The sequence below is a fragment of the Rathayibacter sp. VKM Ac-2801 genome (assembly GCF_009834245.1).
Lineage (GTDB): Bacteria > Actinomycetota > Actinomycetes > Actinomycetales > Microbacteriaceae > Rathayibacter.
In genome coordinates this window covers 3479496-3491657 of the sequence record NZ_CP047183.1, presented here as the reverse complement: position 1 = coordinate 3491657, position 12162 = coordinate 3479496, and the positions used below count along the sequence as shown (strand labels likewise).

The window sequence follows — 12162 nt, the reverse complement described above, 5'->3', positions numbered from 1 at the left end:
GGGTGCCGACGGCGCGACCGGAGCGACGGGTGCTGACGGCGCGACCGGTGCGACGGGTGCTGATGGCGCGACCGGTGCGACGGGTGCTGATGGCGCGACCGGTGCGACGGGTGCCGATGGCGCGACCGGTGCGACGGGTGCCGACGGAGCGACTGGAGCGACGGGTGCCGACGGAGCGACCGGAGCGACTGGCGCTGACGGGGCGACTGGAGCCGCGGGTGCCGACGGCGCGACCGGCGCGACCGGCGCGACCGGCGCGGACGGTGAGGCGGGACCGGCCGGTGCCGACGGTGCGACCGGCGCAACAGGCGCAACAGGCGCGACCGGAGCGACGGGAGCGACCGGAGCGCAGGGTGCCATCGGAGCAACAGGCGAGACCGGTGCCCAGGGCGCGACCGGCGCGACAGGCGCGACCGGCGCCCAGGGCGCGGCCGGTGCTGACGGCACCGCGGCCTGGTCGACGGTGACGCAGTGGAGCGACCGGACCGCGTACCGAGCCGGCCCGCCGTCGAGCGTCGTCGCGTTCGGGGGCGGCGCCTACGTCGCCGTGACCGACAACCGCGCGGTCTCCCCGGCCGCCGGCACCGGTGCCTGGGTGCAGATCGCGGCGCCCGGAGCGCGAGGTCCGGAGGGCATCGTCGGCCCTCAGGGTCTGCAGGGACTCCAGGGACTCCAGGGCGCGCGCGGCGCAGACGGCACGGTCGGCGCTGCCGGCGCGACCGGCGCTCAGGGAGTGAAGGGCGACACGGGCGCCGCCGGTCCGCAGGGGGTCAAGGGCGACACCGGTGCCGCCGGTCCGTCGGGCGCCCAGGGCGTGAAGGGCGACACCGGCGCGACCGGACCCCAGGGCCCCGCAGGTCCCGTCGGCGCCGAGCCGGAGGACACCTCCCTCGGCTTCCCCGACGGCTGCGCTCCCGCCGGCTCCCCGCTCATCACCTTCGCCTTCGACACCAGGACCATCGCCGTCGACGGGAAGGGCTTCTGCTCCCTGACGGAGTACCTGGGCGGGCGGGCCGACACGACGACCGTCGTCGACATCGACACCGCGACGATCGCGACCGAGTTCGAGAAGGCGCTGAACGCCCGATCGGTGATCCCGCACGTGACCGTGCAGCTCGGCGCCGTCGGCACGTGCGACGCCTCCACGGCGCCGTGCAGGCGGCCCGGCGGGATGACGTACGCCTTCGACTCCGTGACGGTCGACGCGATCAGCATCAGCACGACGGGAGACGGATCCGCCACGTTCCCCCTCATCTGGGAGAAGATGACCGTCTCGAAGGAGGGCTCCCGCCTCGATCCCGTCGTCGACGCGGCCGGGAACGGGAACTCGACGTCCCGCGGCGGCCTGGGGGTGTCGTGCCGTCCGTCCGAGGGGATCGTCCGGACCCTGACGGTGTCCTCGGTCGGCTCGACGAAGCCGATCCTGTCCACCGCCGTCCTCGGAGGAGCCGAGTGCTTCGACTTCACTCCGGCGGGCACCACGATCCTCCAGCCCCTGCGGACGACGATCGCCGACCCCCGGGGCGATCTCCTGAGCGTCGCGGAGGGCTCCACCCGACGCGTCGTCCTGACGACCACCGACTCCTCGACCGGGACGACGAGCACCGTCGACCTGACGGCTCGGCGTTCCGGCACGATCAGCGGCGGAGGCGTGAACGGCGACCAGCTCACCGTGACCTGGGTGCCGCTGAAGGTCACCCAGACGATCACCCCGGCGAACGGCAGCCCGTCGACCTTCTCGGCGGACTACACGAAGCCGTAGGGCGTGGCGGCGGCGCTCCTCAGGCGGGCCGCCACTCCTCGAGGAACTCGGCGACCGTCTTCGTCTCGAGGTCGAGCTCGACCTGCCCGAGGAGGTAGTGGGGATCGGTGAGATCGGCCTTCACACGGATGATCTCCGCTCCCGTGTCGAGGCGGAGGACGACGAGGTCGTAGGGCGCGAGGATCCCGGTGCCCAGCGCCATGTCGATGGTGAGTCGGAGCCGCCCGAAGCGCCTCAGCTGCAGCTCGGCACGCAGGTGCTCGGCGGCGACCTCGGGGGTGTCGGGAGTGGGGTCGGGCATGAGGGAGACGGTACCGAACGGGGCGGAGCGGACTCCTGGAGAGGAACCAGGGGTCGGCCCGAGACGGTTCCGGGATGGTCGCCGTGAGGGCGCCGGACACGACCGCTGCGGTAGCGGAGGAGGTGCGAGTCGCGGTGATGCGCCGGCGCGCGTGCCCGCGGCGGTCCCGATGGCGACAGTCGGTTCACCACCGGAATCGACGGAGCGAGAATGTCCCGTGCGGTCGGAGAAGGAGAAAGGCAGTGATGCGCGGTGCTCGTCGTCGTGGATCCTGTCACGCAGGTCGAATGGGTGGTCCCCCCGTTCGCGACGGTCGAGAGCACTCTCGCCAGAGCTGCACAGGCTCGCGAGGGTGAGCTCGCCCGCGTCGTCATCGGTCCGGATTACACGACCCCGTACGCCCTGTGGATGGACAACGACGCCGTTCATGAGCCCGACGCCATCGGAATCCCGCCTGCAGTCGCGCAGGATCTGAGGGAGTGGCAGGAGTTCTGGAGTCGCGGCTTCTGGCCCCAGGCGCGATGGTCCAGTCCGAGTCAGGAGGCGATCTTCGAAGCCGAGGGTGAGCGCCTTCAGACAGCGGTGGAAGCGCTTCTCTGGAACGTCGCCGTCGTCGTTCGCGGCTTCTGACGCGACGTCGTCCGCAGCGATGCATCCGACGCCCCGTCCCATGGGTCGACGTTCGTCTAGACGGACAGATTCTCGAATGTTCACACGATTCTCGCGGTTGTCGTCACGACAGAAACGATCTCGGCGACACCACAGGTCTTGTGAGAGATCGGGTCGACTGCTCGGCCGCGCACCGGACAGGCGGTCATGCAGGTGCTGAGGCGGTCAGTCCCGCAGGCCGACCGTCACCGCCCGGCTCTCCGGCGCCTCGATCAGGTTCTTCGCCACTGCGGCGGAGAGGTAGGACGTCGCGTCGTGCCGGCGCAGGGTGACGACCGAGGCGACGGCTCGCACCGCCAGGACGATCGGAGCGAAGCTCGGCCCTGAGGTCAACCAGTCTCCGACCGCGACGCCGACCTCGGTCATGGGGATGAGCAGAGTCATCGGATCGAGTCGTCCGCCGGCCTCGCCCTTCAGGGGGGCGGACGCTCGATGCAGCTCGGAGACCCGCGCCTTGTAGGTGAGGAGCGCGTCCTCGAGCTCCCGGCCGTCCTCCGCCTCGGCGACGGCGAGCCGCACGTCTCGGAGGCCGTCGATGTACCGGGCGAGCAGCTTCTCCTTGCTCTGCCGGAAGGCCACGATGTCGTCGAAGGTCGCATCAGGATGCGGCTCCGGGATGTCGTAGAGCGTGAGGGCGAGTGCGCGCTGGTCGGTCGTGTCGTCGACCGGGAACAGCGCCTGCCGGGCTGTCGCGGTCGTGGCCACGCCGTACTGCCAGCCCTTCGCCTGGCACAGGCGCCGGCCGCAGATCGCGAGGAGCGCGGGGACCAGGTTCTCTCTGGTCGCTCGGAACTGGGAGCCGTCGCGAGAAGCCGGCCTGAGGTAGTCGTTCGCGAGGAGCCAGTGCTCCAGTTCGTAGGGGAGCTTGCGGGCGAACAGCCTGTCGGACTGCTTCCAGTCGTCGGTCGTGAACGTGTACCGCTCTGCGGCGCGGATGCACTCGCGGACGGCCAGCTCTCGCGTGTGCTCGTCGAGGTCGTCGAGGTCAGCAGGGATCCACCAGCCTCGATCCTCCATCTCGGCGAGGGCCTCGGTGGGCGGGAATCCTCGCGGAGCGATCGTCGAGAACCGTTCGCTCAGCAGCAGGGCCTTCTTCATCTCGGCCGCGGGCGGAACGATGAGCGGCGACAGCAGGAGGGTGTTGTCGAGGGTCGAGTTCATCGATTCTCCAATCATCTGGCCGGCGATGGTACGAGACTTTTCCTGCTGAGATGCGGACTCCGGCGTCCCGTCTCGCGCGGACGCGGCCGATGGAGGCCGGAGGTAATCGCACCCTGCTCCTGTCGGATGCCGTGCGCATCTGTGACCCTCGCCCTCCTACCCGGGGCGGTGGTAGCCCTGAGATTAGGGGCGATCCCTCGATCGGCATAAGACCGGAACCGGTGCTCCTCAGGCGGGGCGCCACTCCTCGAGGAGCTCGGCGACCGTCCGGGTCTCGAGGTCGAGCTCGACTGGACCGAGGAGGTAGTGGGCATCGGGGAAATCGGCCTCCATGCGGCCGCGGAAGCGCCTCGACTACAGACACCTCCCTCCCGACGAGGCCATGTCGTTGCGATACGGCACCAGCGGCGAACCCAGCGACGTTCTCGTCATTTAGTGGCGGCCCTCCCCGTAGCTAGCGCCCTCGGTCGACAAGGGCTCTTTAATGACCGCGCACAGACCGGCGGCTCAGTAGCGCTGGGACCCACGTCCGCGCGAGCACCAGCACGAGGACCACCCCGTTCAGCTCGGCGTCGGGAAACTGCCGCGAGGGCAGTACCGGCCGCGACGCAACAGCGAAGTCGTAGACAAAGTGCCCGACGATCAGTAGCAGTGCTGTCCCGCCCCAGGTGAACAAAGCCCCAGCGCCAAGGCCCACCGCAACGAGGGCCATCACCGTATCGATGCCCTGGTACAGGTGATCGAGGTATCGCGTCACGAGCCCGAACTCCGCAGCCACTAGTTACCACGCCGACGCCCGCACCGGCAGACCGACGAGCGTGCCGGACGTCGCTCGGAGCGCGCGGATGACCCACCAGGCGTAGCTCGCGAAAGCGATCGGCACGGCGACGTCGATCGTCTTTTCCGAGGCCGACGTCCACACGCTCGACACCATATGATCCGCTAATGAGTAGCCGGCGTACGCCGTCGACACAGACGACGAGCTCGAGGACGTCATCCACCAAAGCACATACTGCGACAGCAGCACGGCCGCGACGTACACCGCCGGCAGCCTAGCCAATATTGCCCAGGGTGGGGACCGTGGGGGAGGCGCGCACCGAACGCTGACCGGAGCAGACTCCAGTAGCTTGAATCCAGGAGCGCACGGGGCGCTCCACCCCCTTCGGAGACCCTCTTGACTCTTACTTCCGCACACCCTGACCACCTCACCCAGCGGGAGCTCGAACAGGCGCTGTGGGCGGCGGCGAACGCGTTGCGTGGGCCGGTCGACCCGGGTGACTTTAAGGCGTACGTGTTCCCGGTCCTCTTTTACAAGTGGATCAGCGACGCCTACGACTACCACCACGACCAGGCGACCGAGGACCTCGGGGGCGACTGGACGCAGGAGATCGAAGATGAGGACTACCAGACGTTCCTCATCCCCGACGGTGCACGCTGGAACGACACGTACAAGGTGACTAAGAACCCCGGTTCTGCCCTGAACAAAGCGCTCGTCGCGATCCAGGAAGCGAATCCGGGGAAGCTCGCGGGAGTGTTCGGCGACGTGAATTGGGCGAACACAGAACGCATTCCCGAGTCGGCGCTGAAAGCGCTTATAGGCGTGTTCGACCGGCTCACTCTCGACCCGGCACACCTTTTCGGGGACATGCTCGGGTCAGCGTACGAGTACCTGCTCCGTGAGTTCGCGGAAGCGTCCGGGAAGAAGGCGGGGGAGTTTTTCACACCCCGCCATGTCGTCCAACTACTCGTGAAGATCCTTGACCCGCAGGCCGGCGACTCCATCTGCGACCCGGCGTGTGGGTCAGCGGGCATGCTCGTCGAGACCGTGGGGGCGGTGAAGTCTGCCGGTGGGAACCCGGAGTCGCTGATGCTGTACGGGCAGGAGCAGAACCTAACTACCGCGGGGATCGCGCGCATGAACCTATACCTCCACGGGCTCGAGGACTTCGAGATCAAGCGCGGCGATACGTTCCGGGAGCCAAAGCTCCTCGACGAGCACGGCCGCCTCAGAAAGTTCGACATCGTCATCGCCAACCCTCCGTTCTCGCTCGACAGCTGGCCTTCGGCGACCTGGGCGAAAGACCCGCACAAGCGCGGGCTCGGTGGGATCGTCCCGCCTGCAAAGAACGGTGACTGGGCGTGGATTCAGCACATGCTGGCAACGATGCGGGACGAGACGGGCCGGGTCGGGGTCGTCATGCCCCACGGGACGCTTTTTCGAGGCGGTCGCGAAGCCGACATGCGCAAGCACGTTATCGAGAACGACCTGCTCGAAGCAGTCATCGGGCTCCCGAACAACCTCTTCTACTCGACCACTATCCCCGTGTGCCTGCTTATCTTCCGAGCACGCAAGCCGGAGGAGCGTCGTGGGCACGTCCTGCTCATCGACGCGCGAGCACGGTTCAAGCCCGGCAAGAACCAGAACACCCTCGGCATTGACGACGTCGACGCCATCACGGCCACGTACATGAGCGGCGATGACGGAGACAGCGACGACAGCGTCAACGTCCGCCTTGTTCCGCACGCCGACATCGAAGCGAACAGCTACAACCTCAACATCGGCCACTACATCCAGACCGAAACCAAAGCCGACGCCGACGTGGACGCGGCCCTCACCGCCCTCCGCGAAGCACAGGAACGCATGGACACCGCCCGCGCCGCCCTCGACCTCCGCCTCAAGGAAGCAGGCTTCGATGTTTAGGGGATGGCGACAGACGACGCTGGGACAAGTGGCCAGGCGGCGGAAGGACTTCACACCTGTAGTCGCGGACATGCGGTATAGGGTCGTCGGTGTGCAACGCAGCGGGTGGGGCCTTGTCGACCGTGACCCGGTTCGCGGCGACTCGATGAAGTTCGACAAGCTGTTGGAACTTCACTCTGATGATCTGGTCTATCGGACTATCACCGCATTCGAAGCGCCGAGCGCGGTCGTGTCGAGCGAGTTTAATGGGGCATTCGTGACGCCTCAGACCTTCCCGACCTACGCGATCAACCGTGAGCAGTTGCTACCCGGGTACATGGCGCTCTTGACGACGGCGCCCGAGTTCCATGAGGCAATGTCGACGCGGTGCGTCGGGTCGGTTCTAAGGCGAAAGACACTCAACCAGAGCGCTTTCGAGTCGATTCCCCTCGCCCTCCCACCGCTCGAAGAGCAACGGCGGATCGTGGATCTGATCGCGGCCGTCGACGACGCCTCAAATACGGCTGCGGCTGAGGCGGCCGCGGCGGTTGCGTCGGCGATCGATCTTCGCAACGTCTACTTCGCTGATGATGCCGCGACGATGCCGCTGAGCGAAGTCGCTGAGGTGACAGCTGGGAAGCAGCTCCAGTCGGGCTCAGCTGTTGGCGAACTTACTCCCTACCTGCGGGCGGGCAACATCGCGAGCGGTAGCCTCGATCTAAGCGTCATGAAGGAGATGTCCCTGACTCAGCCAGAGCGCGCAAAACTGGCGCTCCGAGACGGGGATGTCGTGGTGGTCGAAGGCGGTAACGGATTCGGAAAGTCGGCGATCTGGAAAGCGACGGTCCCAGGCGTGGTGGCCTACCAGAACCATGTACTCCGACTCCGTGTGGCACAAGATTCGTATCCAACGGAGTACCTCAGCCACTGGGCAAGGTGGTGCCACGAGCAAGGGCGCTTCCGACCGACTGGCTCCGGAATTCCGAACATCGGCCTCGGGCGCGCGCGATCTATGCGTATTCGCATCAGCAAATCCGAGACTCTGCCGGATGAGCTCTGTGCGGCGTCTGCGGCTGACGCTGCTGCCGATGGAGCCCGCGCTACTGCAGACGCTCTCCGCACGCTGCGCTCCGATCTGCTGACGGTGCTGCTATCGGGGGAGCATGAGATTCCGTCGTCGTATGACGCGTTGCTGGGTGAGGGCGCATGAGCCAGGGGTATACGGAGAAGGGGACGGTTCAGTCCGGGCTCGTGCAGCTGCTCATCGACGCCGGGTGGACGTATATTCCCGGGAAGGACCTGCCGCGGACGGCGTCGCAGGTATTCATCGAATCTGATCTGCGCGCCGCGATCGAAGACCTCAACCCGGCGCTCGTGGGGCGGACGGACGCGGTGCTCGGTGACCTGCGGCGTGTGGCGCTGACCGCCTCCGACGAAGGGCTGATGGCCGCGAATCAGGCGTTCACGCGATTACTGCGTGGTGGTGGGACGGTGACGATGCCGGACACGAACCATGACGAGCCGTACGAAGTATTCGATTACGCGTACCCGGAACGGAACATTTTCATCGTCACCGACGAGGTCACCTACCAGGGAGCCCGGTTCGACATCGTCCTGTTCGTCAACGGCATCCCCGTTGTCGTTGGGGAGACGAAAACGCCCGTGTCGACGACGGTGACGTGGAAGGACGGCGCGAAAGACATTTACATGGCGTACGAGGCGGGGCAGTCGGTGTTTTTCACCCCGAACCTGCTGTCGTTCGCCACCGACGGGAAAGACCTCAGGTATGCCGGGGTCCGCACACCCCTCGACCATTGGCACCGGTGGGGTGCCGCGGACGTACCCGCGACCATCGAGGGGTGGGATCGGGTGAAGATGACCGTCACTAGTCTCCTCACCCCAAGCGTGATCCTAAACCTCATCGAGCATTACGCGATGTTCGATGTGCACAACAATGACGGGGTAGTCCGGACAATTAAGCTGCTGCCCCGGTACTTCCAGTACGAAGCGGTGGAGAAGATCGTCGCCCGCGCCGCCAGCGAGCACGGCTCCCGCGGCCTGATCTATCACACGCAGGGTTCGGGGAAGACACTCACGATGTCGTGGGTGGCGACCCGCTTGTACCTTGACCCGCGGATGCACAACCCGACGATTGTCGCCGTTGCCGACCGTACCCAGCTCGTCACGCAGACGTTCACCCAGTTCGCATCCGCTGGTGTTCCCGCGCCCGTAAAAGCGGCCACGCTCGCCTCTCTGCAGACGGCATTGAAGCAGGGGGAGAGGGGGATCATCGCCACCACCGTGCACAAGTTCGCCGACGCCGGCGTCCTCAGCGAGCGAGACAACATCGTCCTCCTCATCGATGAAGCCCACCGCACCCAGGAGGGCACTCTCGGGGAGGCGATGCGGGCGGCGCTCCCGAACGCGCATCGATACGGGTTCACCGGGACCCCCGTCGCCGACCTTGACCGGAATACGTACCAGCTATTCGGAGACGAACGAGACCTCGGGTGGGCGCTCGGGACATACGACTCGGACCGGTCCATCGCCGACGGCACCACCGTTCCCCTGCGGGTGATCCCGCGACCGGTGAAGTTCGACATCGCTAAAGACGAGCTCGACTCCGCCTTCGACGCCCTCGCCGATGAGGAGGAGCTGACGGAGACGCAGAAGGAGGCGTTCGCCCGCCGGGTGGCGAACGCTCGCGCGATCTTCCACAACCCGGAACGGATCGCCGCTGTCTCGGCGGACATGATTGATCACTTCTACAAGTCGATCGACCCGCTGGGGATGAAGGCTCAGATTGTCGTCGCCGACCAGGAACTCTGCCTCGACTACGACGCCGCCATCCGTCGCGCCCTCACCGGCGCCGGACGTGACGATGAGGTCGCGGTCGTCATCTCCGCGACAGGGAAGAGCGAATACGAGGCGTACAAGCTCACCGATGGTGAAGAGGGAGCAGTCCTCGACCGGTTCCGCGACGTCAATGACCCGCTCAAGTTCCTCATCGTCACCGCGAAGCTCGGGACCGGCTTCAACGCGCCCATCGAGGGTGTCCTGTACCTCGACAAGCCGATGAAGCTGCACACCCTGTTCCAGACGATCACGCGCACGAACCGGCCGTGGCGGCACCCCGACACCGGGTTCATGAAGGCGTACGGCACGATCGTCGACTACGTCGGCCTCGGCGACGGGTTCGCTCGCGCGATAGCGCCCTCTAACCCGGAACACGCACAGCGGCAGATCGACACGGAAGCGCTGCTGGTAACCCTCGGCGAGGCGCTGAAGGAGATCCGCCGCCGATTCGTCGGCATACAACGCGACGGGTCCATGGACTCGTTGCAGGCCGCGCTCGAGCGTGTACCGGCGGACACCGAGGACCGGGCGGAGTTCCGTGCCGAGTTCGCTCTCGCGCAGGGCCTATGGGAGACGATCGCCCCGGACGCTGCCCTCGAAGACTGGTCGGACGACTACCGCTGGTACGCGCAGGTGTACGCCGCGGTCCCCGCGGAGTCTGACGAAGACGACCTGCTGTGGGAACGTCTCGGACCGAAAACCCGGCAGCTTGTCCACGAGCACATGCGAAACGTTCGGATAACGGACCGGAACATCGCGGTCGTCATCGCGGATGCGGAGACGATCCGGAAGATGAGCGAGTCAGGGCGGCTCCCATTGGTTCCGACGGAGTATGAGGGCAAGTCGGCGCAAGAGATCCTTGACTCCCTCACCGCACGCATCCAACGGAAACTCGACTGTGGCGGTGAGGACGCGCTCCGCTACTCGTCGATCGCGGAACGCCTCGACCAGCTTCGGCAGAAGGTCATCGCCACCGCCGAAGACTCCATCGACTTCCTCACCACCCTGTTCGGTGTCGCCACTGACCTGAAAACAACCGAAGCGGAGGATGACGGCACCGTCTTAGCCGACCTGCCAGACCCTAACGTGGGTATGCTCACCCGCATCTTCGAGGAGCACCGCCCGGTCGGGATGACCGTGCTCGTTTCGCAGGTCGTCACCGAAGTGGACGCGCTCGTGAAGCAGGCCGTCCACCCGAACTGGGCGTCGAAGGACGCTTCGAAAAAGGAGATCCGCCGCCAGCTTCGGCAGCTGTTTCGGAAGTACAAGCTGCCCCTCACCGGTGAGCTCCTCAACTCCGCCTGGGCATACATCCTTAAGCACTACTGAGCGGCGATCACACAGTACGCACGCGCAAGCCACCACTCCGCTACGAGCATGTAATCGAGCCGTTGCGCCCGACGATGAAGCCGCAGTACCCGTCGACTCCGATCGACGTCTACGCGGCGGGGACTCGGGAGGACGAGCTTCCACTCGATCCGTGGCTCCGCGCGCTCGTGCGGATGGGCGCGACGGTTCTCGACGTCGCGCCTCGGTCGCAGGTGATGACCGGCACCGTCGCCCAGTGGTGGGAGTGGACCGGAATGGCCCTGCCGGCGTCGGGGCGAGTACGTCATCCCCGGCGGCCTCTCGACGTTACGCATCGACCGCGCCGCGGACGAGGGGATCTACGTGGAGCCGATCATCTGAGTGTCGCACCGCTGAGCAGCCGGCAGGCTGTGGAACCATCGACCGCCGAGCCGTTTAAGCTGCCCGAGGTGACCGGGCCGCGACTAATCCAGCGAAGCTGGCGGGCGTCGGACGCCTTCTGAGGCCTCTTAGGTGCGTAGTGAGGCAGTCACGGGTTGAACGAGCTCAGCAATTTTTTGTTCGAGTGGGTCCGCTCGACTATCGGCGGGCCCGATCGCAAGGAGCACGCTAAAGTCCGATCCGTAGTGCCGGGTACATCGAGAGGACGATCGCTCCGAGGACTTTGACGGATCAACAGGAGAGGCAGCCCGACCAGCACGAGCATCGAAATTGCAGTGGCGGCACGCCCTCGCCAGGGAGCGCTGTCAGAAGGCCGAGGGCCGCGATGGGTACCGCTGTCCAGAGTCCGGGCCCGAGCCATCCCTCGGATGCTGAGTTGAGGGCGATGACCAGTTCTGCCGAGGACGCGAGCAGGCGGTGACGCGGGCGCCGCCGGTCCGTCCGGATACTGCGAGCGCGCGCGCGACGCCGAATGCGGCGCCGGCAAAGACGGAGGGGTTGGTGAAGGGGCCCATCGCGCCCGGATAGCTGATGCCTGGTGACCCGGTCACGGTGAGGTAGAAGAGGAAGAACGCCGCGACGAGAGCCAGCGCAACGATGGCTGCCGGTGACCGGCCTGCGTGCGAACGGAAGCGGTGACGCGTCCCACCGACCGCGAGGGTAGTGCGCTGTCCCAGGGTGGGACTAGACCTGCCCGCATCGTCTATTTCGTCAGGAGGATGCCCAGCAGTGCCTCGCCGTGCCGTGCCCTCCATGTCGGCGGGTACCAGCGCAGCGCACGTCGGAACGGAGCGGCCCGTTCGGTGTCTTCGTTCATCGTCATGCCGTTTTCCAGTCGAGGCGTTTCACGTGCAGAGAGTCGGGCGAGCCGTGAGATTCTTGGGCTTGAAGTGTGGAGTACCCGCTAGCTGGCGGCGTTCTTCGATCGCACAGCAGCGATCGCGCCGACGACGACACAACTCATGGGACACCTAAAACAGACAG

The 12162-nt window shown here is 66.4% G+C and carries 8 protein-coding genes; 5 read left to right on the top strand and 3 right to left on the bottom strand.

Translation table 11 applies throughout. The features are described from left to right. Window positions 1–463 precede the first annotated feature (463 nt). Window positions 464–1762: a collagen-like protein gene (locus GSU45_RS17335; RefSeq protein WP_244248315.1), complete on the top strand. Its 1299-nt coding sequence runs from the start codon at window positions 464–466 to the stop codon at window positions 1760–1762. A gap of 19 nt (window positions 1763–1781) precedes the next feature. Here the strand turns inward: GSU45_RS17335 and GSU45_RS16295 are convergent, their stop codons facing one another. Next, entirely contained in the window at window positions 1782–2063 is a 282-nt protein-coding gene (locus GSU45_RS16295) for a hypothetical protein (RefSeq protein WP_159916545.1), read from the bottom strand. A gap of 252 nt (window positions 2064–2315) precedes the next feature. Here GSU45_RS16295 and GSU45_RS16290 point away from each other — a divergent pair, with 252 nt between their 5' ends. Further along, window positions 2316–2693 carry a hypothetical protein gene (locus GSU45_RS16290; protein ID WP_159916543.1) on the top strand — a complete coding sequence of 126 codons (378 nt, stop codon included), beginning with the start codon at window positions 2316–2318 and terminating at the stop codon, window positions 2691–2693. A gap of 204 nt (window positions 2694–2897) precedes the next feature. Here the strand turns inward: GSU45_RS16290 and GSU45_RS16285 are convergent, their stop codons facing one another. Beyond that, window positions 2898–3908, bottom strand: coding sequence for a hypothetical protein (locus GSU45_RS16285; protein ID WP_159916541.1), 1011 nt, complete (start codon window positions 3906–3908; stop codon window positions 2898–2900). A gap of 766 nt (window positions 3909–4674) precedes the next feature. Next, complete coding sequence (locus GSU45_RS16280; RefSeq protein ID WP_159916539.1) at window positions 4675–4935, bottom strand: hypothetical protein; 261 nt, start codon at window positions 4933–4935, stop codon at window positions 4675–4677. A 132-nt stretch (window positions 4936–5067) separates the two neighbouring features. On the opposite strand from GSU45_RS16280, the gene GSU45_RS16275 reads away from it, so the two are divergent. From GSU45_RS16275 to GSU45_RS16265, 3 genes are read left to right on the top strand one after another with little or no spacing between them, the layout of a single operon-like run. After that, entirely contained in the window at window positions 5068–6594 is a 1527-nt protein-coding gene (locus tag GSU45_RS16275; protein ID WP_159916537.1) for a class I SAM-dependent DNA methyltransferase, read from the top strand. After that, complete coding sequence (locus GSU45_RS16270; RefSeq protein ID WP_159916535.1) at window positions 6587–7783, top strand: restriction endonuclease subunit S; 1197 nt, start codon at window positions 6587–6589, stop codon at window positions 7781–7783. Before GSU45_RS16275 ends, GSU45_RS16270 begins: the two co-directional genes overlap by 8 nt. Continuing rightward, window positions 7780–10758 (top strand): HsdR family type I site-specific deoxyribonuclease, encoded by a 2979-nt coding sequence (locus GSU45_RS16265; RefSeq protein WP_159916533.1) that lies wholly within the window; start codon window positions 7780–7782, stop codon window positions 10756–10758. Before GSU45_RS16270 ends, GSU45_RS16265 begins: the two co-directional genes overlap by 4 nt. Window positions 10759–12162: the final 1404 nt, after the last annotated feature.

Coding starts and splice junctions, on each gene's coding strand:
- GSU45_RS16295 (WP_159916545.1), bottom strand. CDS start 2,063: ATGCCCGACCCCACTCCCGACACCCCCGAGGTCGCCGCCGAGCACCTG.
- GSU45_RS16285 (WP_159916541.1), bottom strand. CDS start 3,908: ATGATTGGAGAATCGATGAACTCGACCCTCGACAACACCCTCCTGCTG.
- GSU45_RS16270 (WP_159916535.1), top strand. CDS start 6,587: ATGTTTAGGGGATGGCGACAGACGACGCTGGGACAAGTGGCCAGGCGG.
- GSU45_RS16265 (WP_159916533.1), top strand. CDS start 7,780: ATGAGCCAGGGGTATACGGAGAAGGGGACGGTTCAGTCCGGGCTCGTG.